The 24,274-nt window shown below is 49.5% G+C and carries 25 protein-coding genes; 10 read left to right on the plus strand and 15 right to left on the minus strand.

The window, feature by feature from the left end; all coding sequences use genetic code 11:
* Positions 1 to 408 precede the first annotated feature (408 nt).
* From A3EQ_RS0100400 to A3EQ_RS0100430, 5 genes are all read right to left on the minus strand, one after another.
* Positions 409 to 1,134 carry a hypothetical protein gene (locus tag A3EQ_RS0100400; protein ID WP_020153210.1) on the minus strand — a complete coding sequence of 242 codons (726 nt, stop codon included), beginning with the start codon at positions 1,132 to 1,134 and terminating at the stop codon, positions 409 to 411.
* Positions 1,131 to 1,880: a hypothetical protein gene (locus A3EQ_RS0100405; RefSeq protein ID WP_020153211.1), complete on the minus strand. Its 750-nt coding sequence runs from the start codon at positions 1,878 to 1,880 to the stop codon at positions 1,131 to 1,133. The genes A3EQ_RS0100400 and A3EQ_RS0100405 overlap by 4 nt, the downstream gene beginning before the upstream one ends.
* Positions 1,852 to 2,763 carry an ABC transporter ATP-binding protein gene (locus A3EQ_RS0100410; RefSeq protein ID WP_020153212.1) on the minus strand — a complete coding sequence of 304 codons (912 nt, stop codon included), beginning with the start codon at positions 2,761 to 2,763 and terminating at the stop codon, positions 1,852 to 1,854. The genes A3EQ_RS0100405 and A3EQ_RS0100410 overlap by 29 nt, the downstream gene beginning before the upstream one ends.
* On the minus strand, positions 2,760 to 3,143 hold the full coding sequence (locus A3EQ_RS0100415; RefSeq protein ID WP_020153213.1) for a GntR family transcriptional regulator: 384 nt from the start codon (positions 3,141 to 3,143) through the stop codon (positions 2,760 to 2,762). The genes A3EQ_RS0100410 and A3EQ_RS0100415 overlap by 4 nt, the downstream gene beginning before the upstream one ends.
* Before the next feature lie 419 nt (positions 3,144 to 3,562).
* On the minus strand, positions 3,563 to 5,041 hold the full coding sequence (locus A3EQ_RS0100430) for an aldehyde dehydrogenase family protein (protein WP_020153216.1): 1,479 nt from the start codon (positions 5,039 to 5,041) through the stop codon (positions 3,563 to 3,565).
* Positions 5,042 to 5,367: 326 nt separating this feature from the next.
* On the opposite strand from A3EQ_RS0100430, the gene A3EQ_RS0100435 reads away from it, so the two are divergent.
* The 6 genes from A3EQ_RS0100435 to A3EQ_RS0100475 all read left to right on the plus strand — a co-directional run bounded on the left by A3EQ_RS0100435 (position 5,368) and on the right by A3EQ_RS0100475 (position 10,264).
* The gene (locus A3EQ_RS0100435) at positions 5,368 to 5,889 is read left to right on the plus strand and encodes a YbaK/EbsC family protein (RefSeq protein ID WP_020153217.1); all 522 of its coding nucleotides are present in this window, start codon (positions 5,368 to 5,370) and stop codon (positions 5,887 to 5,889) included.
* A 946-nt stretch (positions 5,890 to 6,835) separates the two neighbouring features.
* Positions 6,836 to 7,132, plus strand: a complete 297-nt coding sequence (locus A3EQ_RS0100455; RefSeq protein WP_026499613.1) for a rhodanese-like domain-containing protein — start codon at positions 6,836 to 6,838, stop codon at positions 7,130 to 7,132.
* Between the two features lie 154 nt (positions 7,133 to 7,286).
* Positions 7,287 to 7,517, plus strand: coding sequence for a glutaredoxin family protein (locus A3EQ_RS0100460; RefSeq protein ID WP_026499614.1), 231 nt, complete (start codon positions 7,287 to 7,289; stop codon positions 7,515 to 7,517).
* A gap of 199 nt (positions 7,518 to 7,716) precedes the next feature.
* Positions 7,717 to 9,372, plus strand: coding sequence for a CoA-disulfide reductase (locus tag A3EQ_RS0100465; RefSeq protein WP_020153222.1), 1,656 nt, complete (start codon positions 7,717 to 7,719; stop codon positions 9,370 to 9,372).
* A gap of 65 nt (positions 9,373 to 9,437) precedes the next feature.
* On the plus strand, positions 9,438 to 9,698 hold the full coding sequence (locus tag A3EQ_RS0100470; protein ID WP_020153223.1) for a metal-sensitive transcriptional regulator: 261 nt from the start codon (positions 9,438 to 9,440) through the stop codon (positions 9,696 to 9,698).
* Positions 9,699 to 9,907: 209 nt separating this feature from the next.
* On the plus strand, positions 9,908 to 10,264 hold the full coding sequence (locus A3EQ_RS0100475; RefSeq protein WP_026499615.1) for a rhodanese-like domain-containing protein: 357 nt from the start codon (positions 9,908 to 9,910) through the stop codon (positions 10,262 to 10,264).
* A gap of 254 nt (positions 10,265 to 10,518) precedes the next feature.
* Here the strand turns inward: A3EQ_RS0100475 and A3EQ_RS20395 are convergent, their stop codons facing one another.
* From A3EQ_RS20395 to A3EQ_RS0100500, 4 genes are all read right to left on the minus strand, one after another.
* Positions 10,519 to 11,835 (minus strand): purple acid phosphatase family protein, encoded by a 1,317-nt coding sequence (locus tag A3EQ_RS20395; RefSeq protein WP_020153225.1) that lies wholly within the window; start codon positions 11,833 to 11,835, stop codon positions 10,519 to 10,521.
* A gap of 73 nt (positions 11,836 to 11,908) precedes the next feature.
* Entirely contained in the window at positions 11,909 to 12,646 is a 738-nt protein-coding gene (locus tag A3EQ_RS0100485; protein WP_026499616.1) for an AAA family ATPase, read from the minus strand.
* Between the two features lie 459 nt (positions 12,647 to 13,105).
* A complete protein-coding gene (locus A3EQ_RS0100495) occupies positions 13,106 to 13,612 on the minus strand; it encodes a DUF4411 family protein (protein WP_020153227.1) in 507 nt (168 codons plus the stop codon).
* Entirely contained in the window at positions 13,609 to 14,700 is a 1,092-nt protein-coding gene (locus tag A3EQ_RS0100500) for an ImmA/IrrE family metallo-endopeptidase (protein WP_244874547.1), read from the minus strand. The genes A3EQ_RS0100495 and A3EQ_RS0100500 overlap by 4 nt, the downstream gene beginning before the upstream one ends.
* A gap of 331 nt (positions 14,701 to 15,031) precedes the next feature.
* Here A3EQ_RS0100500 and A3EQ_RS0100510 point away from each other — a divergent pair, with 331 nt between their 5' ends.
* On the plus strand, positions 15,032 to 16,063 hold the full coding sequence (locus tag A3EQ_RS0100510; RefSeq protein ID WP_407637019.1) for a GIY-YIG nuclease family protein: 1,032 nt from the start codon (positions 15,032 to 15,034) through the stop codon (positions 16,061 to 16,063).
* A 249-nt stretch (positions 16,064 to 16,312) separates the two neighbouring features.
* Here A3EQ_RS0100510 and A3EQ_RS0100520 read toward each other — a convergent pair whose 3' ends face one another.
* The 6 genes from A3EQ_RS0100520 to A3EQ_RS0100555 all read right to left on the minus strand — a co-directional run bounded on the left by A3EQ_RS0100520 (position 16,313) and on the right by A3EQ_RS0100555 (position 20,931).
* Positions 16,313 to 17,677, minus strand: coding sequence for a DUF6179 domain-containing protein (locus A3EQ_RS0100520; protein ID WP_020153232.1), 1,365 nt, complete (start codon positions 17,675 to 17,677; stop codon positions 16,313 to 16,315).
* Positions 17,664 to 18,143: a DUF6323 family protein gene (locus A3EQ_RS0100525; RefSeq protein ID WP_020153233.1), complete on the minus strand. Its 480-nt coding sequence runs from the start codon at positions 18,141 to 18,143 to the stop codon at positions 17,664 to 17,666. Before A3EQ_RS0100525 ends, A3EQ_RS0100520 begins: the two co-directional genes overlap by 14 nt.
* A 550-nt stretch (positions 18,144 to 18,693) precedes the next feature.
* On the minus strand, positions 18,694 to 19,020 hold the full coding sequence (locus tag A3EQ_RS0100535; protein WP_020153235.1) for a TfoX/Sxy family protein: 327 nt from the start codon (positions 19,018 to 19,020) through the stop codon (positions 18,694 to 18,696).
* Positions 19,021 to 19,115: 95 nt separating this feature from the next.
* Positions 19,116 to 19,493 carry a MaoC/PaaZ C-terminal domain-containing protein gene (locus A3EQ_RS0100540; RefSeq protein WP_020153236.1) on the minus strand — a complete coding sequence of 126 codons (378 nt, stop codon included), beginning with the start codon at positions 19,491 to 19,493 and terminating at the stop codon, positions 19,116 to 19,118.
* A 263-nt stretch (positions 19,494 to 19,756) separates the two neighbouring features.
* Entirely contained in the window at positions 19,757 to 20,266 is a 510-nt protein-coding gene (locus tag A3EQ_RS0100550; RefSeq protein WP_407637022.1) for a GNAT family N-acetyltransferase, read from the minus strand.
* 218 nt (positions 20,267 to 20,484) lie between these two features.
* Positions 20,485 to 20,931, minus strand: a complete 447-nt coding sequence (locus A3EQ_RS0100555) for a DMT family transporter (RefSeq protein WP_026499620.1) — start codon at positions 20,929 to 20,931, stop codon at positions 20,485 to 20,487.
* 725 nt (positions 20,932 to 21,656) lie between these two features.
* Between A3EQ_RS0100555 and A3EQ_RS0100565 the strand changes: the two genes are divergently transcribed.
* Genes A3EQ_RS0100565 through A3EQ_RS0100575 form a run of 3 tightly spaced genes read left to right on the plus strand, consistent with a single transcriptional unit; the run spans position 21,657 to position 24,082 of the window.
* Positions 21,657 to 21,884, plus strand: a complete 228-nt coding sequence (locus A3EQ_RS0100565) for a FeoA family protein (protein ID WP_020153241.1) — start codon at positions 21,657 to 21,659, stop codon at positions 21,882 to 21,884.
* On the plus strand, positions 21,884 to 23,884 hold the full coding sequence (feoB, locus tag A3EQ_RS0100570) for a ferrous iron transport protein B (RefSeq protein ID WP_020153242.1): 2,001 nt from the start codon (positions 21,884 to 21,886) through the stop codon (positions 23,882 to 23,884). Before A3EQ_RS0100565 ends, feoB begins: the two co-directional genes overlap by 1 nt.
* A 15-nt stretch (positions 23,885 to 23,899) precedes the next feature.
* Positions 23,900 to 24,082 (plus strand): FeoB-associated Cys-rich membrane protein, encoded by a 183-nt coding sequence (locus tag A3EQ_RS0100575; protein WP_020153243.1) that lies wholly within the window; start codon positions 23,900 to 23,902, stop codon positions 24,080 to 24,082.
* Positions 24,083 to 24,274 lie beyond the last annotated feature (192 nt).

Here is a 24,274-nt window from a genome sequence, read left to right on the forward strand (position 1 = left end):
CCAAAAGCTCCTTCTGGATCACCGGGTGCCGACCGCCGCTGAAAATATCCGGACAGCTTTTGGCGATCGCGGGCAAACCCCGTCGCTTCGAAAATCCCCTTCGCCTTGCCTTTCATTAAATCGGTACAAAACCCGCAAAAGCTTCTGGCAGGGCGGGCCGCCCAAAAACGACCGGCTATAAGACCGTTCCGGGCATCACGCCCGTGCCGGGGATAGATTGCGCGCGTGCGGCTGTCAGTTTCTTTCCGGGAATATTACCCGTGCCGGGACTTTACGGGTGGCGCTGCGGGAAATGCCGGCATCCGGCCATGCGCGCGAATGGATCTGCCGGAGTTATGGCAAAACGACGGTTTCCTGTTGATTTCGAGCGATCAACATCCGGACACGGCCGGATTTGTAAAAATGGCATCAATCCCCGATCAGCTCGACATTCATATTGCTTTCGTTGATGACCGACACATCCTTCGGGATCCGCAAATAGATGAGATGATAAGGGAATGCCGAACCCTCGAAAGAACCATCATCGCCGTTCTGCTCATTTTTTCTTCCCAAAAATTGTTTCGTCACATCGTCCATATCAAAAAAGGCGTAGTGAACGTGCAATTTTTGCGGTCGGATGATGAATTGATCCTCGTCCCATTTCAACTGGGGCGGACGGAGCGGGATCACCGTCGTAAATCCGTTCAGTTTTACTTCGGCGGCATTTTTATAAAGCACGCCTTCGATTTTTCCGTCATTTGTCTTTTTTCGCTCGATAACAATCGAAAAATGCCAATCAAGATCCTCTCGATCATTTTTAATATATAATGCTTTAAACGGATATTGCTTTTCCCACCTTTTCTCGACCAACGAAGCGTCGGCTTCCTCCCCTTTCCCCGCCCGGACCGTCTCATACAGCTCGTCGTATTTTTTCAGCGGATCTTTTTCGACGACGGTCTCGATTTCCGTAAACCTTTCCTCCGGGATCAGGGCATACGCCACATGAACAATGCATAACAGGGCGATATAGCCGGCCAAAAAATAGTACACTTTTTTCCAGGGAAATATCGATCGTTTCGCCTTTGCAAAAAGAGTGGTCAAAAGGTAAATGAGGAAGACGAAAATCAAGATACTGATCAATGTGAAAGCGATCATGATTTCACCTCCATCCTGTTGGAGATCAGGATCGAAAGCAGGAACAGGAGCATGATGGTAAACAACATTTTGATCGAAAAAATCATAAAGGATGATTCATGGGTGTAAAAATGAATGCATTTCTGGAAAAATTGCCCGATCTTGCTCGTTCCATTGGAATACATGAATCCCAACCACAGGGCGGGCAAAATGGCGATAAACCGTTTATTGAGCTGCACGGCCATTCCGGTCAAATAACCGAAGCCGCATACCAGCAATAAATAAAGAACCATTGCCAATGCCCCGATGAATAACGAAGAAGCATCGGCGGCCGAGTCCGCGGGGGCCACAATCCGGCCGTCCGTAAAAAAAGCAACGATTACCTTTACACAAATCCCCGATAAATATATGCACAAACCGCCGATCAGACTGATGGTCGCCAAAAAGAGCATGTTCGACAGATGGCTCGTCACCCGATTCGTAACAAAGACAAAATCATCATAACGATAGGCTTTTGTCGTGATGAGGACCGCGGAAATAAATGCCCATATCATCGTAAAGAGAAAAACCATATTGGCGGAATAATGCGAATAGTCGATTTCCAGATAATTATCATGGGAAACGGATCCGCCCGCCGGACCGACGGAAAAGAAGATGCCCAACAATTGAAGGAAAATCAGTGAACTGAAAACTTGCGAATAAGATTTCATTTTAAAAAAATATTGCTTTTTGACAAGTTCAGACGGTTTCACTTCGACGAAAGACATCATCAATGCCTCCTTTGCGCTTCTTGGTCAAATACACGCACGTATCGCTCGACGACACCGGCGAAACCTCCACGCCCCAGCTCATCATCCGCGCCAGCTCATCTTCCGGGAAATCATTTCGAACAACGGTATAGACAAGGTCAAATCCCAATTCCTGCTCATGCAAAATTTCACGGTTTTTTACGCATCTTTCGATGGTTTCCCGCTTTCCTTTCAATCCGATCGCCCATTTTTTCAGGTCATCGGCGGATATGTGCAAAAGGGCCTTCCCGTCGTCGATCAACAGCACATTTTCCAGCAAATCTTCGATTTCTTGCAAATGATGGCTCGAAAGAAGAATCGTCCGCGGATGGGCGAGATAATCCTTTAACAACGCCCGGTAAAAATCCTTTCTGATCGCCGCATCCATCCCCGACGTCGGCTCGTCAAAGATCGTTAAGGGGGAGCGCGAAGCGAGCCCCAAAATCATGTGGAACGTGCTTTTCATCCCCTTCGAAAGATTCCGGTGATATTGGTCCGGCCGGAGGGAAAAATAGTCAAGAAGGCCCTTGGCCAAATGATGATTCCAATTTTTATAAAAGGATCCGGCCGTTTCTAAAATTTCATTTAATGTCAATGAATCCGGGAGGCTGATTTGGTCATCGATGAAGATGGAGTTGGCCGAGACGAAAAGATTGTTGAACGGCCGCCGGGAAAAAACTTGAATTTGGCCGGAAGTCTCCCGCAAATACCCGGCAATGATTTTCAGCAGCGTCGTTTTTCCGGCTCCGTTTCTGCCGACAACACCCGTAATCGTATTTTCTTCAATGGAAAAGGTCATGTTTTTTAAGATTTTTGTCCGCCCGTAGGATTTGACCAAATCCCGCGCATCCACCACGATCATGTTTTTTCCTCCCTTTCTTCATACGCCTTTTTGATCATCGCGAATAACTCCTCCACATCGACGCCCAAGGTTTTCGCTTCCGCCACTACCTCCTGCACCAATCGTTTCAGCGTTCGGTTTTTCCGTTTCTTAAGGATCTTCTCTTTGGCATCCGTCGTCACAAACATGCCCAGACCCCTTTTTTTATAAAGGATCTGTTCATCCGCCAATATATTCAGCCCTTTTGCCGCAGTGGCGGGATTAATGTTGAACATCTCAGCCAGCTGATATTGGGAATACACCTTTTGGTCGGCCGTAAAATTTCCCGCAAGGATTTCGTTTTCCAGCCATTCCGCGATTTGTATGTAAATGGGCTTTAAACCATCCGGATCAAAGATCAACCTATTTCCTCCCTTCGTCGGGCGAAACTTCCCGCATTTAGCGCAGATGCGGGGAGAGCAAGGATCAACACATTTCCCCTCTTAGAATTAGTGCATTACTGTTGTAATGTAGTATATAAAAGTTGGGTCGGAAATGCAAGGGATTCTTCAGGAAAATTTTCAAAAATATCCTTCCTTCACGGGAAGGATGGCTGGACTATTGAAGGATCCGCCGGATTCGATCGGTCCATTCGGCCCGACCCATTTTTCCTGATTCGGGATCTCCCGATTTCAAGATTTTCCCTCCATTTGCCGGCATCCACACAAAAAAAGGCAGCCAAAAAAGGCCGTTCCGGCCTTTTTATGGCTGTCCGGGTTGTTCCGTAAATCTTTGATCAAGTTCGGAATTTCGGATGCCGCCCATTCATCGGTTCCATCCGTCACTCCGGAATGTAAGGCAGCTCCCCGACTTTGGGTATGTTGATGACATGCGTATCCGTATAGGCAAGAATCCCCTCTTTGCCATATTCGCGGCCGATCCCCGATTGTTTCACGCCGCCGAAGGGGAAACGGACATCCAATCCCTGGACGGCCGCCGTGTTAATCATCGTGGTTCCGGCCTGAATGCGTTTGGCGACTTCCAGCGCATGGCGCTCTTCTCCCCAAACGGAACTGGTTAAGCCATAAATGCTGTCATTGGCCAGCCGAATGGCATGATCATCATCATCAAAGGGCAGGATCGGCACGGTCGGCCCAAACTGTTCTTCCACGACAATCGGGTCATCGTAATTGGCTCCTAAAACCAAAGTCGGCTGCAAGAAATAGCCGGTTTCAAAGATGTCCTCATCCAATACCTTGCCCAATTTAATGACCTTCGCTCCCTTGCGTGCCGCGTCGTCAATCAAGCTCTGCACATACTCCATTTGTCTTTTGTTGTTTACGGGACCAATCGTCACCTCTTTATTGAACGGATCGCCGACGCGAATCCACTTGTTTGCCGCTTCAATATATTTTTCCACGAATCGGTCATAAATCGAGCGGTCCACATATACCCGTTTCGCGATCATGCAGATTTGTCCGGCCGTCAGGAAATTGGAAATCACGAGGCGGCGCATGGCCCTTTCATCATTCACGTCAAAATCCCTTAAAATAATCGCCGCGTCATTTCCTCCCAGTTCCAGCGTCATGTCCTTGATGGTGTCTGCCGCAGACTTCATAATATGGGAAGCCGTTCGTGTTCCCCCGGTGAACGCGATTTTTGCAACTTTCGGATTCGTCGTTAATTCGACGCCGATGTCACTGTCCCCGTTCACAAGGTTTAATACGCCTTTCGGGAACTCATCGGCAATCATTTCAACGACCTTGCTTACGGCGAGCGGCGCAAACGGACTAGGTTTCAAAACCATCGTGTTGCCTGCCAGAAGCGCGGGCGCGATTTTGATCGTGGAGAGGGACAGCGGATAATTCCACGGTGTGATCGCCGAAATGACTCCCTTTGGATCCCTTGCGATGATGGTTCTCCCATTATCATGTTCGATGACTTCATCTTTCAGCACTTCTTTGGCATTGTCACAGGCATATTCCATCCACATTAAGGAAACGGCGATTTCTCCCTCCGCATCATACAAGGGTTTCCCGTGTTCCCTGGAGAGGAGTGTTACGATTTCCGGCGTCGCGTCCTTAATCTTCTGAATGGCTTTTCTCATCCGTTCGACGCGCTCATCGACGGAAGTTTCGGCCCAGCCGGGAAAGGCGCGGTAAGCGGAATCGATGGCCCTGGCCGCTTCCTCGCGGGTGTTGACCGGATAATAGCCGACGATTTCATCCGGACGGGCCGGATTTTCCCGCGGCGCCAATTTTTCGGATTTGATTTTTTCGCCGTCAATGATGGCATGGACAACGATCGGTTCTTGCGGCATAAAAAAACCCCCTTCACGCAAGTTGCATTGTTCTCCGGCCGCATTGGCATTTCAATTTGGCCAATATCAATACTATCACGACAAATTTTTATTTTCCATTAATTAGACTTAATATCAACACAGAATCATTTTTCAATAGAACCGGTGAGCAAATCCCCCGCAGGATCCCGTCCGGGCTGCGTTCGCCGCATGCAAGGAACGGCACCCCTTCGGCAGCCCTTCCGATAAAATCACGCCCCGAAAAGCCTCAAGTCTCATAAAATTTGCATCATTATGATAAGATAGAAATTATCTATCCTATGAAATCCATGAAGGAGGAAAGTCGTATGTCCCTGGAAAGCGTCAGAGCCCATCTGAAAAAATGGAACCGGGACCGGGATATTATGGTCTTCGATACCCCGAGCGCCACCGTGGAACAGGCCGCCGCAACCATCGGCGTCGAACCGGCCCGCATCGCCAAAACCTTGTGCTTCCGGGGCGAAGGAAAGCGGGCCCTCTTGGTCGTGACCGCCGGCGACGCCAAAATCGACAATAAAAAATTCCGCCATACCTTCGGTTTTAAAGCGCGGATGTTAAGCGCCGAGGAAGTGCTCGAACAAACGGGCCACGCGGTCGGCGGGGTTTGTCCCTTCGGATTGGCCAATGATTTGGACGTCTTTTTAGACCTGTCCTTAAAACGGTTCAAAACCGTTTTCCCCGCATGCGGAAGCATCAACTCCGCCATCGAAGTGAGCCCGGAAGAATTGCAGGAATATTCCGGGGCCAAGGATTGGATCGACGTCTGCAAAGATTGGCAAGAGCCGGTTACGGAAGGGAAAACTTCAGACGGCGCAGGGAAAACAGGATAATTCCCGTTCATTGCGGGTTTATCCTGTTTTTTTTTGGCAGTTCCGCAGCAGAAAAATTCATTTCGGCGGATACAGGTAATCCTTTTTGTCATGTCCCTCCCCACGGTTTGAGGAAAATGGAAGATTGCCGCACCGCGGCGCGTCTTTGTTTCCATTTTCCGTTCCCCGCACTCCCTCCTTATCTCCACCCACTTCTTCCCTGCCCCGTCCTTTTTGTAATCAAAGGTCCGGTCCGGACTCCCGGAATTCGCTCAACCCTCCTCTTCCCATTTCCACCTTTGCCGTTAAAATTCTCCCCTTCCATCGAAAAACCTCCCTTTGACATATTCCTGATATATTCCGCTGCTATTCTTTGAAGTGCAATCGGGTTGCCGCAAACGGAGTTTTATTCGTCGATTCCCTGGTTGGAAATACATGCAACCGTTCGCCTTCATCACCTGAAAGCGCCGCGGGAGCGGCACAAAGGACTTTTTCCGGGATCAGGGGCGAAGAAAATATGGAAGAAAGGAAGGTTGAACGGCAACGCCATCATCTCAATTTTTCCGTACGGCCTTTCCAAACAAGGTTTCCCGGAGAAATATTCCTCGCGTTATGCAATCCCGTTGAGAAGCGCCGGGAAACCATCATTTAAAACCTCTCCGCAAACGCGTATGATTTTTTGTACCGTTAATGTCCAAAGACGGTATGGACAATTGCCATAAACTGCGGCCGGAAGCAGGCAAACCATTTGACCAAATACCCTACAGGGTATATGATAGGGATAGTGAACAGGGCGGCAAAGTGTTTATCCGCCGTAAAATTTTCCTTTATTAAATACCCGTACGGGTATATGTATATATCCGGCGTGAAGGTGAAGATGCCGTTTCGGAAGCGGGAAAACCGGCCTTCCCCTTGGAGGCTGCTTTGCCGTCCGCGAAAGGAATCATCGTGGAGGGAGGAACAGGTTTTGAAAGAACTGTCCGCCAAGGAAGTGGAACGATTGCTGCAAGAAGGAAAAAAACTCAACATTATCGATGTTCGCGAAACCGAAGAGATGGCGGAAGGGAAAATTCCCGGGGCGGTAAACATTCCTTTGAGTATATTGGAATTCCGCCTTCATGAACTGGATCAAACGAAGGAATACATTTTGGTCTGCCGTTCCGGAGGCCGGAGCGGTCTTGCCGCCGAGCTTTTGGCGTCCCGCGGTTTCCAGGTCATCAATATGAGAGGCGGCATGCAGGCTTGGGAAGGAGAGGTGGAATGACCCTTTTTGTTCTTAACCTAGTAAAATGCGGGCCCTGCCGGAAAAATGATTGAAGATGAAGATCATCAAACCGCCGTCGTTCCGGCACCCGCCTGGCTGCCAACTGACGACATTCGGAACGAACCACAAATCCATTCACGGGAGGTTTGTGAAAATGAACAAAGTAACCGTTTATACAACGACCCATTGCCCTTATTGCATGATGTTAAAAAAATTTTTAAAAGAACAGGATATCCCATTTACCGAAGTCAATTTGGACAAAAATCCAAGCATGATCGCCAAACTCGTGAACACGACCGGCCAATTGGGCGTTCCGCAGACGGAAGTGAACGGGCGATGGATCATCGGCTATGACCCGGCACGTATTCTAGAAGCATTAAAATAAATCGGACTTACTGACCAATACCCACGGGATGCCCGTGCATCCCTCCGACCTTTCGGATCGATCGGGCCAAACATGCAAACATGGCAAAAATTCTAAAAAACGGGATCGCATGCGCCAATCGCCCGTAGGCGGGATACGCAAATGATCCTCCTATCGGCATTTCGGCGGAAAGGAAAAACCAACCGCAGGAGGGAACAGGATGGTAAGAAAAGTGATTATCGTCGGTGGAAGCGCCGGCGGGGCGACGGCCGCGGCCAGGCTTCGAAGGCTGAGCGAAGATGTCCATATTGTTTTAGTGGAACGGGGAGAGCATGTCTCCTATGCCAACTGCGGGCTGCCCTACTATATCGGCGGAATCATTAAAGAAAGAAAAAAACTTTTCGTGCAAACCGTTAAAGGATTGTCGGAACGATATAACCTTGATATCCGAATTCTCAGTGAAGCAGTAGGCATAAATCCAAACAAAAAAATCGTTCGAATCAAAAACTTGCAGACGGGAGAATGGTATGAGGAATCCTACGACAAATTGTTGCTGTCCCCGGGCGCGAAGCCGGTCATTCCTCCCATTCCCGGATTGGAGGAAAATGAAAGATTGTTTACATTAAGAAATATTCCCGATACGGATCGGATAAAAGATTTTATCGATCGGCATCAACCGCAAAAGGCGGCCGTCATCGGCGGCGGTTTTATCGGAATCGAAATGGCGGAAAATCTGGCCCGTCAAGGGATTGAAGTGACCATCATCGAGACGGCGGATCAGATCATGGCGCCGCTGGACTTCGAAATGGCGCAAATTTTGCACAGACATTTGCGGGAAAAAGGAATCCGGCTCATCTTTAAAAAAGAGGTGCAGGCCTTCAAAAACAAAGGGAAACAAATTATGCTTTCGGACGGAACAGAAATCGGCACGGATATGACCTTTCTCTCGATCGGAGTCCGGCCCGAAAACGAACTGGCGAAAACCGCCGGGCTATCCTTGGGCGAACGCGGGGGAATCATCGTCAACGAATATTTGCAAACTTCCGACGAACATATTTACGCCATCGGAGATGCCATCGAAACCGTGCATCCGATCAGCGGCAAAAAAGGAACGATTCCGCTGGCGGGCCCGGCCAATCGCCAAGGGAGGATCGCCGCCGACAACATCATGGGAAAAAAGGAGAAATATTACGGGACTCTCGGAACTTCCGTCGTGAAAGTTTTCGATTATACGGCAGCCGCAACCGGATTAAACGAAAAAACATTAAGGGGCCTGGAAATTCCGTACGAAGCCGTTCATCTTCACCCGAGTTCCCATGCCGGCTACTACCCCGGAGCCGGTCCCATCGCCTTAAAACTTTTATTCGATAAAGGGTCGGGAAAAATATACGGCGCCCAAGCGATCGGGCGCGAAGGCGCCGACAAAAGAATCGACGTCATCGCGACGGCGATCAAAGGCGGATTGACGGTCGATGATCTGACCGATCTCGAATTGTGCTATGCGCCGCCTTATTCGTCGGCAAAGGACCCGGTTAATCTGGCCGGCTATGTCGCCTCCAATATATTGGCCGGCGACTTGGAACAAATCCAATGGTATGAGGTGGATGAAATCATTGCCGGGGGAGGGTTGCTCATCGACGTTCGCGAAGCGAAGGAACGGGAACGGGGCTATATCAAAGGTTCGGTCCATATTCCCCTGAACGAATTGAGAAACCGGCTCGATGAACTGCCGAAGGGAGAAACGATTTATGTCGCCTGCCAATCGGGGCAAAGAAGTTATTTGGCCAGCCGGATCTTAAAAAACCATGGCTTTTCCGTAAAAAACCTGGACGGAGGCTGGAAAACTTATTCCTATGCCTACGGGCTCCTTCCGTAAAGGCGCAATGTTTCTGTGGTCCCGATTGAACAGAAATGGTGAATTTTCATGGGGGGAATGAACGAATGGAATACAATGCGCAGATGAAGAACAGGATCAGACGGATGGAAGGGCAGCTTCGCGGGATATTGAAAATGATGGAAGAAAATAAAGATTGCAAAGAAATCATTACCCAATTAACCGCTGTCCGTTCCGCATTGGATCGGACGATCGGCGTCATCGTCAGCGCCAATTTGGTCGAATGCGTGCTGGCGGCGCAACAGGAAGGAAAGCAGGCGGATGAACTCATTAAAGAAGCGGTCAATTTGTTGGTCAAAAGCCGGTGAATATTCGGAAGGGTTTTCCCGGAACGGTTGCGGAAACGGATCGGCACATCAAATTTCTCCGTTACATTTAAAGCACATCTGCCGGAGGTAAGCAAAAAATGGAAGACAAGGAATACTTAAATTTGAATTTGCCGGGGATCGGATTCCCGCTAAAACTGCCACGAATATGATCCGGCCCATTTTTCCATCATGAAAGGAGGGTTTTGGAAGTGGATGTTTTGGGGTATCTACTCCTTGCGGCCGTCATTTTCTTTGCCATCCGTCCCCTTCTGCCGGTGAAAGGGGTCAGGCAGATCAGCGCCGCCCAGCTGAAAAACGAATTAAAAGATAAAAACAAACAATTCGTCGATGTTCGCACACCCGGCGAATTCCAATTAAACCATATCCAGGGTTTTAAAAATATCCCGCTGCAGCAGCTGCCGCAAAGAATGAACGAGCTGTCCAAGGAAAAGGAAGTTGTCGTGATTTGCCAAAGCGGCATAAGAAGCAGGAAAGCCAGTTCCTTGTTAAAAAAGCACGGATTTAAAGTAACGAATGTTAAAGGCGGAGTGAGCGCCTGGCACTGACGGCGGACAATCCCGTCCGAAATCCGTTGGATCCTGCGCTTGGCTTCAAATGGGAACAGACAGAGTGGGAAACGCGGAATATGGGGCAACAAAGGCCAGTTATACCCGCCGGCATTTTCCAATCTGCCTGTCATGCCCGAACTTTTCAAATGAAGACTTGCCGGGCGGAACCATATGGAAGACGGTGACGATCCCCGCTTAATGAAGGAATATTGTCAGCCCACAATATCCTTCGGCTGGGAGGACCCGGGGGATCATTTTTTGACGATGGCGTAGGAATCAATCACCTCCATTGTATCCGTCCGGAAAGTCCCGATTTCAAAAGTTTCCGGCGTGACACGCGCGACGGAAAATGCCGGGGGGTACAGCTGGCTTTTTGCCGCCGCGTAGTCTTCGTTTTCACCCCGGACCAAATCATAATACTTGCTGCCGCTGGCGGAGTTGGCCGTAAAGTAAACGGTGCCCGGCGGGTCGACGACGCGGCCCCGCCCGTCGGTTCGCTGCACCGGCAGGGGCTGGTTTCCCTTCATCGGAAAGGTTCGGACATAGGAATGGTCATGCCCCATGAATACAACGTCAATGCCCAGTGCGTCAAGCGCGGGAACGAGGTCCTTGCGCAGCCGGATGATGTCCCGGTCCTGCGAATGGTTGGCCGCGCTGTAAATCGAATGATGGAAAACAACGAATTTCCATTTGGCATTTTGATTTTTTTCCAATGTTTCTTTCATGAACGCGATGTGTTCTCCCACATTCCTTACCGCAGCCTTGCCTTCGCCGTCCTTTTTGTTCGTATTCAAAACCATAAACAGGGCGTCGCCGTAGGCAAACCAATAGTCTCCGCCGGCTGACGTCCTTCCGAAGGAAGATTCATTCGGCACATGAAAATGATATCGGTACAGTTCCGATGCATCATGGTTGCCGACGGCCGTCGCAAAGGGGATTTGTTTTAAAAGACCCGGCGAAAAATAATCGGCATATTGCTCCTCATTATACGGGTCATCGACTTGATCCCCGGCGCAAATCACAAAACTTGTATCGGGGAAGGACCTGTACGCTTTTTTCAGCGTATCCTCCCATCCGGCCGCATCGGACGCCGAATCGCCGCTTGCCCCGATTTGCGGATCGGATACAAAAAGAAACGTGAAGGCGTCGCCCCGTCCGGTTTGAAACGTAAATGGGCCGGTCCACTTCCCCTTTCCGTCCCCCAGGCGGTAAACATATTCCGCGGAACTGTCCAAGCCGGTGACCGTTCCTTTATGGGACGAAAACCCGGGGCTGGCGGATGAAAGTAGCGCCTTTACCGTTTTCGCGTGATCAACGGGAAATTCGGAACCTTTCATGAAGGACTTTTCCGCGATTTGGATAACACCCGGTACCGATGTTTCCGGGGTATACCAGGAAAGGTTCACTTCCGTCTCATCCCTTCCGACACCTAAAGCGATATCCGTCGCTTCATACCCGTTTTCCACCGCACGATTCACCGCTTTTTTCTCCATGAAGGCGAATACGGCCAGGGAAAACACCGCCGCAATCAAAAGTGTGGCCAAAAAATATTTTCCTTTTCGCGACAATTCGATCGACCTCCCCATTTTCCGGGGATTGGAAAAAAGATCCGGCAGACGCCGGCTCCCGATTGTCCGTTTGCTATTGCAACAGGTGATGCAATAACCGGTCCTTATCGTCAAAAAATTGCTTCATCAAGGCGTAATGGTTTGTCTCTTCCAGCCTTTTTTCGAAGATCCCCTCCTCCGTCAGCTCAAAGATTTTTGCTTCCGGATAGGCCATGAGGATCGGGGAATGGGTCGAAATAATAAACTGGGATTCCCGGTTGACCAGTTCGTGGATTCTCCGCAGCATGGAGATCTGCCTGAGCGGGGACAAAGCCGCTTCCGGCTCATCCAAAATGTATAGGCCCTTCCCTTGAAACCGGTGGAGAAAAACCGAAAAAAAAGATTCCCCGTGGGATTGCCGATGCAGGGATTTTCCGCCGAAAGTCATCACCGCTTCGGGCCCCAATTCCTCCACATAGGTCGCCACATTGTAAAAAGACTCCGCCCGGAGAAAGAAACCGTCCTTCGGCCGGTATACCCCTTTTGCGATCCGCAAAAACTCATGCAGCCGGGAATGGGTGTCGAAGGTGGAAAAGCGATAATTCCGGGTCCCGCCTTCCGGATTAAAACCGAGGCCGACAGCGATCCCCTCAAGCAGCGTCGATTTGCCCATGCCATTTTCACCGATCATATAAGTCACATTGGGATGCAGATCCAATTCCCGGAGATTCCGGACGACCGGAAGGTTCAGGGGATATTCGTCATAGGAATCGATTCTTTCCCTTTTCAGCGTAATCCTTTTGATATATTGGGTATCCGGATTCAATTTCAATTTGTCCAACGGAGCTCCTTTCTTTTATTGGCCGATCTTCCTTGACGACTCCAATCAGCCATATCCAATCGAAAGATTTCTTTTCGTATTGTCTCTGTCAGATCAAGGAATGGGACTATCCCAAAAATACCTGAATCCCTCAATAGGTCAAGGTAGAAATATCCGACAAGAAGGTATTTTCGGGCCTTACGTATGGTGACGAATTTTCGTCATGGGCATGATCCTGCGAATTTTTCGGTAAGGTCCCGGGATCGGGCTTTCCGTCGGGATTTTACTTTCGTCCGGATCCGGGCTTTTTTCCGCATTTTTCTGTCGGTCTGGAATCGGGCTTGCTTCCCGGATCTTTCGTCAATCCCCGGAATGGGCCATGGTTTGCAGGGAGCAGGTCGCAGAAAACACCCAAGCCGATAAATCTTCTGTTACTCTCAGAAGATTCCTTTTTTAAAATTGCTAAAATCATTATATTTTTACCCTCAATTCTCTTAACCAATCAAAAGTATTGCCAATATAAGGAATATGGAATGCAAGGCAAACATTTGGCATCGGAATTCTGCTCTTTTTTTCTGGTCTATGTCTTTCCCAAGAAACCAATGCACAGTTATAGGTTTTCGCACAAGCGATCAACCAGCTGTCGGCGACGGATGCAAATTCGTTTTTGGCGGCATCGGTAAATTGGGACTGATGATAAGCCCAATTTATAATTTCTCTGTAGGATTCGATTACTTCTTCATTATCGGTAGATACAAACCACCTGCCGAATACTTGATTTACCCATATTTTCAATTCATCCTCTTCATGATAACGATCAATTTCATCTTTTACCCGGTCGATGCTGATGATGCGTCCCGCTTCCGCTTGCTGTTTTATTTTTTCCCAGAAGGAAGGGACGATGTCAAACGCATAATATTTTTTATATGCGTCAATAAAAATATTTGCGTCCAACAAATAGACTCGACCGCCGCTCACAGACCGTTCCCCCCAAAGCCCAATCGCTCGGCAAATTCGATAAAAGTTTTCCCTTGCAAGCCGGTCAGGCGATAGGCCTCGTGATGCAGCAACTGACCATCTTTCACGGCATTGATGACCGCTTCCGCAAATACACGGCCCACACGATAAAGTGAAGTATAATAAAAATTGCCATCACTGCTTTCCCGGTTTTCCCGTTGTTGGTTCACATATTGGCTTTGATAGAACTCAAAAAATTCATTTTTTGTAATTAATTTTAAATCCAATGCCCGGCGTGCGGAAACGATCTCACTGACCTTAAAATATCGGGCCACGAGCTGAAATCTGTCCGGTTCCTCCCTCACCTCAGGCCAGAAATCCAAAAGTTCCTTTTCAGGGACAAGGAATTCGGCGGCAACCCTGTTGCACGCTTCCTCAATGTTCGCATCCGCAGGCTGCAAACTTTCCAAATCGAAGGCTGCGCTCGCACCAAACCAAACATGGGCCAATTCATGGGCCAACGTAAACATTTGAGCGGCCTTGCCATCCGCCCCGTTGATAAAAATAAGGGGAGCATATTCATCCACAAGGACAAATCCTCGAAATTCATTCACGTCTAATTTTCTGTAGTTATTGTTCCCCACCACCCCATTGATGACGACTATGATTCGCTGCTCTTCAACCTTTCGAATGAAAAGACGGAAAGCTTCCTGCCAAGTTTTACATTCGGCCGCCCAGCCCTTTTTCAGTCCCAGCGTCCGCCTGATGTCCTCCGCCACTGTTAAATAATCATCGGTGATCTTGTATTTTCCGACAAATTTTAAAGGATGTTCTTCATTATCTATCAAATATTCCCTCATCCAGTCTTGGCGTCTTTCCATGGTATAGACCGTATCTTTGAGATTGGCGCTCGGATCCGTTTCAACCGAATCATTTTTCGTCCGGTAAAGAGGAATGGGCAGTTTTTCTTCCGGCGGTTCTTTCAGAAAAAAATAACCAAAGGGAGTAAATGTGAAATTAGCGAATTTTTCCAGTTGCTTAAATGTCGGAAGTTCTTCCCTCTTCATCCAATATTCAAACTTAGGGAAATTTTTCTTGATGACCTCCAAACATTTTCCCGAACGTTTAACGGCCCATTCCAATATTTCCGGATTTACATGAACCCTTGTCATGAGATCATCCCCTTGCCGGATGGATATGCCTGTCATTCATTGCCATTTTATCCTTCGGCCTATTCTATTATTTCGAAAAAAGGCAAAAAAATCCTTCCATTCCACCCGCCATTTCCGTTCTCACGGATGATTCCAAGGAACATGTCCCCCCTGCTTCCGCACGAAAACCTTGTGTTAAAATCATATTGTAGAACAGCCGCGAAAGGGGGATATTCCGATTCGACTCCAAGATAAAATAAGGAAACTCCCATCCTCCCCCGGAGTTTATTTGATGAAAGATGCCATCGGCCATATCATTTACGTGGGAAAATCGAAAAATTTGAAAAACAGGGTCCGGTCCTATTTTCAAAACGGCAAAACCCGCTCGCGAAAATTGGAAAACCTGGTCAAAAACGTTAAGGATTTGGATTATATCGAGACCGACACGGAATTTGAGGCGTTGCTGTTGGAAAATCAGCTCATTAAGAAACTGGATCCCAGATACAATAAAAAATTGAAAAATCCCCGATCCTATACCTATATCGCGATCCGTACGGGCGCAGACCGGCCCGGGATCCGGACGGCCGCCGCAAAAAAAGAAAATGACGGCAGCCTGTATTTCGGCCCCTTTCCCAACCGGACGACGGTGGAAAAAGCGATACGGGGATTGAAAGAATTTTTGCGAATCGACTGCACGAACCCATCAAGTTCCGGGCATCCCTGTCTGAACTATTCCCTCGGACTTTGCTTCGGGATCTGCCTCGGCGGGGAAGCCGCGATCCGATATCGGCAAATCCTGAGCCAAATCGCCCTGTTGCTGTCGGCGAAAGATGCGGCCATCCTGAAGGAAATGAAGGAAAAAATGAAAGAGGCGGCCGCCCGTTATGATTTTGAAACCGCCGCGAGATACCGGGACTATTGGATTTCCGTCCGTTCTTTAATCCAAAAGGAACAGGCGATCCGTTTTGCCGAAAAACGCCGCAACATCGCCTTGCTCGAAAGATTGAACGAAGAAACGTGCAAACTTTTTCTCATCAAAGGGAATCAAATCCTCTCCGCGGAACGGCTCCGGCTGGACAATCGGGGGCGCGACGGGCTGAAGCAGCGGATCAAATCCCGCATCGTATCGGTTTTTGGCCAAGCGGACGCATCCCCGCAGGAAATGCATAAGGAAAACGTCGATGAAGCGGAAATCATCTATCAATATTTGCGGAAATCCGGCCGCCCTTTTCTCGTCGTCCCGAAAAAATGGCTGCAAGATCATGGGGGCGGCAAATTGGACGAGGGCATCGACCGCTTGCTGGCAATTTTGCGGGCTTGAACCGGGAGCATGACCGAAATCGGGCGGTCGGCGGCGGCTCATCCCCCTTCCCCGCATCGCCCGGCATGCGGGTCGGGAAGGGGGCATTTTATGCGCAAGGAAGCACGTTGAGTTTTCTTTTTAGGAAAATTCGGTTGATTTTCAAATCCGTTTTCAAGAAAAAGCGCCGCACCCCGCAAGAAAAAAATTCCGTAATTTACCATCTTTTGTGTTTTTTCAACGGGAGATCGTCTTTGCATATGGCAATTGTCATTCCTCAACCAAACGGTCCGCCAGCGACAGGATCCGTTCCCGTCTTTCGGACGGAAGCTTTTCCAAAAAAGTTTTTAACGAGAAACGCAAGGTCTTTTCCGCTTCGGATACCTCCACGGCTTGAACGTCCGAGTGAAACGGCTGCCTTTTGATCAGGGCTGCGATTTCCATGTCTCCGAGGGAATCGAAAAGCAAAAGGATCTCTTTGACGCTCAGACGCGCGTCGAGCAATACGTCTTCCAGATCATCGAAAGCTTTCACTTTTTCCCGTATCAGGGCAAGCTTATCCGTTGAAAAGCGGCACACCAGCAACTCGGCAATCATTTCCCTGTACGCTTCATCGGCCATTTTCGCATTGGAGAAAAATCGGATGCTTGGCTTTCGTTCCGGGTGCAGCGGGGGAACGAAGGTTTTATCGAGCGTGTTCGTCCTGACGGCATGGAGAATATTCGCCGTGATCTTCGGCAGGCTTTTTTCGATATAGTCGCGGAGGGAAGGCCTTGTTAAATTCTCCAGTTCCGACAAATCGCCCGCTGCCTTCCGGATTTTGCAGGCAATGGCCCGATCTTCATCCCCCGACAGTTCCTCCTGGAGAGCGCGGACTTCTTCCGGGTTAATTTCCAACTTCCGGACATTCCCTCCCGCCAACAAACAGCCGATCGCCCCCGTCAGCACCTGTTCAAAAATATTGATCAGCAAATGTTGATAATTTTCATCATAGCCGCTGAGCAAATGATGGATGTCTTCCGCGGCAAAATGCCGGCAAAATTCATTTTCCAGGTAAACATTCTCGAGATATTTTTGGATAAACTCGACCCCGGCCAAGTCCGTAACGGGACGGCAAAGCTGATAATCGATGGAAGCCGGAATTTCGTGGGCTTCAAAATCCGGATTGTAGGTGTTGAAAAAGATCCCGATGCCGCTTTTGCCGAGGGTTGCGTTATACGCCTCATTGACGGTGACGATTTTGTTCTTTAAAACCAGATGATAAAAATGTTTTGCGGTATGAAGTTTTGCGCCGAGGATTTTCCGCCCTTTTTGATACATGTCCTTGACCGTTGCCGTTTTCAGTTCCTGCACCGCAGCTTCCGGATCGGGCAATGTCTTCAGATACAAGCCGATGGTGTACAAGTTGGATTTCATGATGCTTTCCGCTCTTTCCGTCCGGATCGAGCTGCTTTTGCCGCGGCTCCATTCGTCCGCTTTAGCCGCCAATAACTCAAGGCACTGCCGTTGGATCTTTTCCAAATCGGAATCGGTCAAAAACCCATAATGATGCCCCGCTTGCAAAAGGGAAAGGAAGTAGGTTTCGCCGCTCAAGTTTGTCCTGTCCATGATGCGGCGTTTTTCAATATCCGTCATCGTCAACCCCCATCTCATCTTCCGGACGATCCGGATCCGTACCGTCCCGCATCCGCCGGGCAAAGGAATCAAGGGCATCGGCAAGCAAAGCGGGGGACCCGTGGCATTTGCCGTCAAATTGTTCCTTCATGAATGCGATCAAATCATCATCGCTTATGAGATCCATCGTTTCATTTTTGAAGTAATAAAACAGTTCGGTAAGCTCCCGGAGGGTTTCGATCCAACCGTCCTTCGTGAGATACGGGGAATCGCAGAATTCCGCGATGATTTTCGGGATGACGCCTCCGCCGAATTCGATGCGGCCGTTGCTTTTTAATGCCCGGTCTCCCGTTTCCAGCAAATCAACGGCATCCCGCTCGGTGAGAACGAGTCCGTACCGTACGGTCATGGAATTGCAGCTGAGGATCTCCTCCACCGGCTTTTTTTGGATCAACGGGGAAAAAATATTCAGGATCTCCAACGGCATGGAAAGGATCACCTCCAAAAATTTTCGAAAAATGTATTGACAAAAACGAAAGAATGTGTTATGGTATAATGGGGATATTTAAACATATTTAACATTTATATTTTAACATCGCTGATCCGAAAAAGCAATCCGTTCGGGTTGGCGTCTTTTGTCCAAATTCGGGTGCCATTGGATTTTGCCTCCAACAGTCAAAACCGAAGGTTTGTGGAAAATTCGGCGTCCGGATGGGCGAATGCGGATCTTCACAAAAGGAAAGCGTGCCCCTTCTTTTTTCGCAACTTTTGGGAATCCGTCCCTTTCGGACAAATAAGGATCCGGTGCCACTCATCCGCGTCCGTTAGGCCCACCCGGAAAACCTCCGAAATAAAAAAAACCCCTCCCTTATGCCCGGAAGATCCGCCTATTCCGAATCGGTTCCATCGAACGTTCTTCCGTTTTCTTGGCCGGTCAGGAGGGCCGGATAATTTCATTCATCAACCGCCGTTTTTCCGCCCTTTTTTGGCCATGCGGCCGTCTTTCCCGCCGATGAACGGATAACCATGCAATAATCCTAGCCCGATTTTCTCTTTTTCGGCTTCGGCTCCGGCAGCTCGTCATACGTCGCTTTGGCCGCCGTTTCCAAAAGCTCTCTGTCGTCGATTTCATCGATTTTGAAATAGGGTTTCGCGCCTTCGTACGGCGGTTCCTCGATGACGGCGCCGAGCACCTTTTTGCCCCCTTCGGTCGGTTTGAGAAAAAATTGATTGTCGCATACCAATCCGATGATTTTTCCGTTGCAATAAATGCCATATTCTCCAAACATTTTTTTATAGGTGATGTTTCCCGCGCCCCTCATTTGATCACAAACATATTGGACAAATTCCGGATTTGAAGCCATTCCCATTTTCCCTCCGCAAGATGATTTTTTTTCGAGTGGCCGGCTCACCGCTCAGACAGCAATATCCTTCCCGCAATATGATCTTCTTTAAACCCCTATTCTTTTATGATCCCGGAACTCGATCCGTACATGACCACCTTCCCGTATTGGTTCCGGTATTCCGCTTTCATTTCGATCGTTTTGTATCCCTCCTTTTGTTCGACCTTTTCAATGATGACTTCACAAGTAACGGTGTCGCCGGTAAAAACGGGGCGGATAAATTCGCTCTTCAATTCCCGGGCGATATAATTCAAATCGCCGCCGATTTTTGTCCCGATGCTGGCCGTCAGCAGCCCGTGTACCATCAAACGGCCTTGATCGTCCGGCCGGACATGGTGGATTCCCCGGTCGCCCGTCAATTCGCCGAACCGCAGGACGTCTTCCGCCGTGAAGGTCCTCGACCAGGAAAACTTGTCCCCCGTTTGAATATTCATTCCTCTCCCCTCTTTCACGTAATCTTTTTCTTCTATTATAGCATTGAATGACCATTCACTCATTTTAATTTTTCCTTGACTTTCCCCCGGCAACACCCGATATTGGAAGCGCAAAACCTCCCTTCCCGGAAAAAACCGAATTTCACGGCCTGTCTTTATCACCGGAAAAATAAAAAGGTGCGGGCGCATTCGCTTGCGGATCAATCGTCCTCGCCGCCCATCCCTGGACCGGCGGTTTATAAGCACAAAAAAGGGGCCGCCCCTTAATCGGTTTGGCCCGAAAAGAAACCGCCCCCTTGCCCGGCCAGCCGGCGCAGGCTTTCTCCCTGCAGCCGGTACACCGTCCATTCATCCATCGGCCGCGCCCCCAAATGTTTATAAAACCCGATGGAAGGCTCATTCCAATCCAAGCAGCTCCATTCCAGCCGCCCGCAATCCCGATCCACCGCCAGCCCGGCCAAAAAGGAAAGCATCGCCTTCCCGATCCCCTTGCCCCGCATTTCCGGCTTCACATAAAGATCTTCCAAATAAATGCCCGGTTTCCCCAAAAAGGTAGAAAAATTATGGAAGAACAAGGCGAAGGCGACCGGCTGATCTTGATACTCGCCCAAGATCACCTCGGCGTTTTTTCTTTCAAAGAGGTACTTCGCCAGATCCGCTTCGGTCGCCTTCACCTCGTCGAGCATTTTTTCGTACTCGGCCAATTCTTTGATGAATCTCAAAATAAGCGGAACATCCTTTTTTTCGGCAAAGCGGATGCGAAAATCCGTCAACTTTGCATCAACCGCCATTGTAAATCTCTCCTTCCGATCCTGCCTTTCGAATATGTCAAGCTATTGGACTTGAATAGAACAAAAATATGGGAAAAACAACTTGCGAAAAATTTTGGCCATTTTTCCCCGCCGACGCATCAAACCGCGCCGTCCTTGGAAAAACGTCCTGGGAAACCCGCCAAGCGGAAAAAGTCTTCCAAGACCCATGATCTCTTCCCTTATTTTGAACCTTGACTGGAATGATATAAAATCAATGATAACAAAAGCAAACCCAAGGCAAGGATCTTCGTCCCGTTCAGGGGCATGCGCTCGCCACCGAAAAATCCGAAATGATCGATGACGGCGCCGAGCAACATTTGCCCGGCAATGGCCGACATCAAAGTGGCGGTAACGCCGATCCTCGGAACGGAAAAAACGACCATGAGCACATAAAAGGCGCCCAATATCCCTCCGGTCAATTGCCATTTCGGCACGGCGGCAGCCGCTGAAAGCTCGCCCCGGCCGAAAAAGATAACCACCATGAGCAGCACGAGGGTACCGATCGCAAAATTGATGAAGGTTGCCTCGATCACCCCCGATTTTTTGCCCAGTTCCCCGTTCACCTGGGATTGGACGGCGATGGCTGCACCGCCGAGCAATGCCAGAAACGGCAAGAAAAATTTCATCATGGCCATCTCTCCTTTTGTCAACCGGATTGCCGATCGCAAAAATATCTTTACAAATGAATATATTATTATTTTCCGAAACATCTCACAATCTATTTTTCGTTTCCGGACCGACAAAAAATAGATGATGTTTCTTTCCGCAGCCGGATGTCTCCTTCCGGGATGAACGGGGCAGGTTATGCACGCTCTTCCTTTTTCATCCTGATGGCATTCGAAAAGAACGGGATGAAGACGGTTTTTCCTCATAGCCATATTCCCGTTCATCTCGGCAATAGAGGTACATTTTTCCTTGTATACCTCCCCTTCTGCCTCAAGCACCGCAGCATCATCCTCATTTTTGAAGGAACGGTTGAACGATTCCTCCCGGACGGGCACATTCGTTTTTGACATTTTCAATCCCTTTTGCCGGGGATGCACATGGCGGTTCGACCGTTCCGTCTTTCCGGGGTGACGAAAACGAGCCGTCAAAAACGCGGGCCAAATCTTTTGCGAAAGGAAGGTGCGTTTGCGGATGAAATGGAAGAAACAAGCCGTCGAAGGCGGACTTACGGCGGGCGGACCGTTCCTCTTGTCAGGGCAGAAAAAGGCCTTTTCCTCCTTATGTTCATAAAATTTTCAAGGACTTCCATCAGGAAATTATGTCATAATAAAATCGGATTTATTGATAAAGATTCTCATTTTCGTCCGCACCAATTTGCTGGACGATTGGAGAGGGAGAGCCAACCGTGAACCTTACCGAACTGCGGCCGGGAGATAAAGGAATGATCGTGGATCTGTCCGGGGTCCACCCGCTCACCCAAAAACGGCTGCTCGATTTGGGCATATGGGAAGGGCGGGAAGTCTGTTACAAATGTTCTTTGCCTTTGGGCGGTCCGTGCATGCTGGAGGCGTGCGGCCAATGCATCGGGATCCGCAGAAAGGACGCAAAACAAATCCGTGTGGTGCGCGTGTAATGGAAGTGGCATTATTCGGAAATCCCAACACCGGAAAGACTTCCCTCTTCAATGAGTTGACCGGTTCCTATGAATATGTGGGAAACTGGGCGGGTGTGACCGTCGAAAAAAAGATCGGGAAACTGAAATGCGACTGCGGGATCCTTATCGATCTGCCGGGGATCTACGGCTTAAATCCCCTGACAAGGGACGAAGCCATCGCGACCCGTTTCCTGCTGGAAAACCGGTTCACTTCCGTGCTCAACATCGTGGACGCATCCCAATTGGCGAGAAATTTGCATTTAACGATCCAGTTATTGGAATTCGGCAAGCCCGTTTATATCGGCTTGAATATGATCGACGTGGCAAAGGGGAGAGGCTTGGAAGTCGACGCCGAGATCCTCGCAAAAAAACTGAACGTTCCGGTCGCTCCCATTATTGCCAGGACAGGGAAGGGCTGCCAAAAGATTTACGAATATCTGAAAGAAGCGCCCGGATCGGGAACGGACTTTAACATCGATTACGGGGCTTTGATCGAGAATGCCGTCGCATCCATTGGCCGGCTCCTTCCGGATATCCGCGGATTAAATAAACGTTGGCTGGCATTGCAGTACCTCGAAGGCAATCCGGTCGTCCGCTCCATGCCGGAGCTGCAAAGGGTGAAGGACAGGCTGCAGGCCGTTTACCGGGAACTGGAAGCGGATCTGCAAAAGGAAGAAGGCCCAGCCCCGCTCAAACAGGTCATTTATAAAAAAAGGCAGCAGTTTATTGACGAAATCATCGCAGAAGCCGTAAAAATAAAGGATCCCGCCAAACGGACCATGACGGAAACGATCGACCGGATCGTGACGAACAAATATGCGGGCGTCCCCATCTTTATCGCCGCGATGTATCTGATGTTCTGCATTACCTTCGATTGGGTCGGAGCCCCGCTTTCCGATCTGCTCGACCGGTTTATCTCCGGGCCTTTGACCGATTGGATTCAAGCCGGGCTAAGACAGGTCCATGCGGCCCCGTTCATTGAAGATATCGTGATCAACGGAATCATCGCCGGCGTCGGCGGCGTTCTCGTTTTCGTGCCGCAAATCTTTGTTCTCTTCTTCTTCATTTCATTCATCGAAGACTCCGGTTATATGGCCCGCATTGCGATGGTCATGGACCGCTTCATGGAATCCGTCGGGCTGAATGGAAAGGCCATTATTCCCCTCATCATCGGCTTCGGCTGCAATGTGCCCGGGGTGATGGCCGCGCGGACGATCGAACAGCCGAAGGAACGGCTGCTGACCGTCCTGCTGACGCCCCTGATGTCCTGCTCGGCGAGGCTTTCGGTCTACAGTTTGTTCGCTGCGGCCTTTTTTGAAAAATATCAGGCGATCGTCGTCTTGTCTCTCTATCTTTTGGGCATAGCCGCCGCGCTGCTGTTGGCGAAAGTCTTTTCTTATTTTATAAAAACGGAGGATTCCGTATTTGTTATCGAACTCCCCCCTTACCGCGTCCCGAACGCCCGAAGTTTATTCAGGAGCACATGGGACAAAGGGAAGGGATTCGTCCGAAAGGCGGGGACGATCATTTTTGCGGGGACTTGCCTCATTTGGTTATTGAGTTATGCGGGACCGGGCGGTTTGAACGTTTCCATCGATCAAAGCTTCCTTGCCCTGATTTGCGGCGCGATCGCCCCGGTTTTTTCCCCGCTGGGCTTCGGCACCTGGCAGGCGGCGGCCGCACTGGTGACCGGGTTTTTGGCGAAAGAAGTGGTCGTTTCGACGATGAACATCCTATACTTCGTGCCCGACGGTTCATCCCTTGTCCATGCGGTGACGGAAGCGTTCACGCCTTTATCCGCTTATAGTTTCATGGTGTTTACCCTGCTGTATATTCCGTGTTTGGCGACGGCGGCCACGATCCAAAAAGAAACCGGCTCGAAAAAATGGACCTTGTTCGCCATCGTTTACGCCTTGATCATCGCATACATTCTTTCCTTCGTCATCTTTCGCCTGGGCCTTTTGCTCGGATTGAACTGAAAGGGAGCGTTGACCATGTTTAGTGCCATCATTGGTGCACTGATTTTCGGGTATGCCGGCTTTGCCCTCGTGCGTTTCTTCAGAAAAAGCAAGGAAGGGCAGTGCGCGGCCTGTTCCTTGAACCGGTACTGTACAAAAACAAATGGCTGCCACGGGGATATGGACACAACCAACGGTTCGGCAAAAACCTTTCGGTAAAGGGCAAAGCCGATGAAAGCTCCCGTGGGGCTATTCGGTCCCGCAGGGGTTGATGCGCCGGGGGACGGAAACATCATAGGGGATCGCGGCGATCGCAAGGGGATTTTTTCCCGGCCGGGCAACACCTCATATTTTCCCCGATTCGCTTCAGTTAAAGAACGTTAAAAACATCCACCCTTCCGTTTCCGAAGG

Source organism: Caldibacillus debilis DSM 16016 (assembly GCF_000383875.1).
GTDB classification, from domain to species: domain Bacteria; phylum Bacillota; class Bacilli; order Bacillales; family Caldibacillaceae; genus Caldibacillus; species Caldibacillus debilis.

Bases quoted from the DNA above. Each gene is read 5' to 3' on its own strand.
- A3EQ_RS0100400 (WP_020153210.1), bottom strand. From the start codon at position 1,134: ATGATCGCTTTCACATTGATCAGTATCTTGATTTTCGTCTTCCTCATT.
- A3EQ_RS0100405 (WP_020153211.1), bottom strand. From the start codon at position 1,880: ATGTCTTTCGTCGAAGTGAAACCGTCTGAACTTGTCAAAAAGCAATAT.
- A3EQ_RS0100410 (WP_020153212.1), bottom strand. From the start codon at position 2,763: ATGATCGTGGTGGATGCGCGGGATTTGGTCAAATCCTACGGGCGGACA.
- A3EQ_RS0100430 (WP_020153216.1), bottom strand. From the start codon at position 5,041: ATGCCGCAAGAACCGATCGTTGTCCATGCCATCATTGACGGCGAAAAA.
- A3EQ_RS0100435 (WP_020153217.1), top strand. From the start codon at position 5,368: ATGTCCCTGGAAAGCGTCAGAGCCCATCTGAAAAAATGGAACCGGGAC.
- A3EQ_RS0100460 (WP_026499614.1), top strand. From the start codon at position 7,287: ATGAACAAAGTAACCGTTTATACAACGACCCATTGCCCTTATTGCATG.
- A3EQ_RS0100465 (WP_020153222.1), top strand. From the start codon at position 7,717: ATGGTAAGAAAAGTGATTATCGTCGGTGGAAGCGCCGGCGGGGCGACG.
- A3EQ_RS0100470 (WP_020153223.1), top strand. From the start codon at position 9,438: ATGGAATACAATGCGCAGATGAAGAACAGGATCAGACGGATGGAAGGG.
- A3EQ_RS0100520 (WP_020153232.1), bottom strand. From the start codon at position 17,677: ATGACGGATATTGAAAAACGCCGCATCATGGACAGGACAAACTTGAGC.
- A3EQ_RS0100525 (WP_020153233.1), bottom strand. From the start codon at position 18,143: ATGCCGTTGGAGATCCTGAATATTTTTTCCCCGTTGATCCAAAAAAAG.
- A3EQ_RS0100535 (WP_020153235.1), bottom strand. From the start codon at position 19,020: ATGGCTTCAAATCCGGAATTTGTCCAATATGTTTGTGATCAAATGAGG.
- A3EQ_RS0100540 (WP_020153236.1), bottom strand. From the start codon at position 19,493: ATGAATATTCAAACGGGGGACAAGTTTTCCTGGTCGAGGACCTTCACG.
- A3EQ_RS0100555 (WP_026499620.1), bottom strand. From the start codon at position 20,931: ATGAAATTTTTCTTGCCGTTTCTGGCATTGCTCGGCGGTGCAGCCATC.
- feoB (WP_020153242.1), top strand. From the start codon at position 21,884: ATGGAAGTGGCATTATTCGGAAATCCCAACACCGGAAAGACTTCCCTC.
- A3EQ_RS0100575 (WP_020153243.1), top strand. From the start codon at position 23,900: ATGTTTAGTGCCATCATTGGTGCACTGATTTTCGGGTATGCCGGCTTT.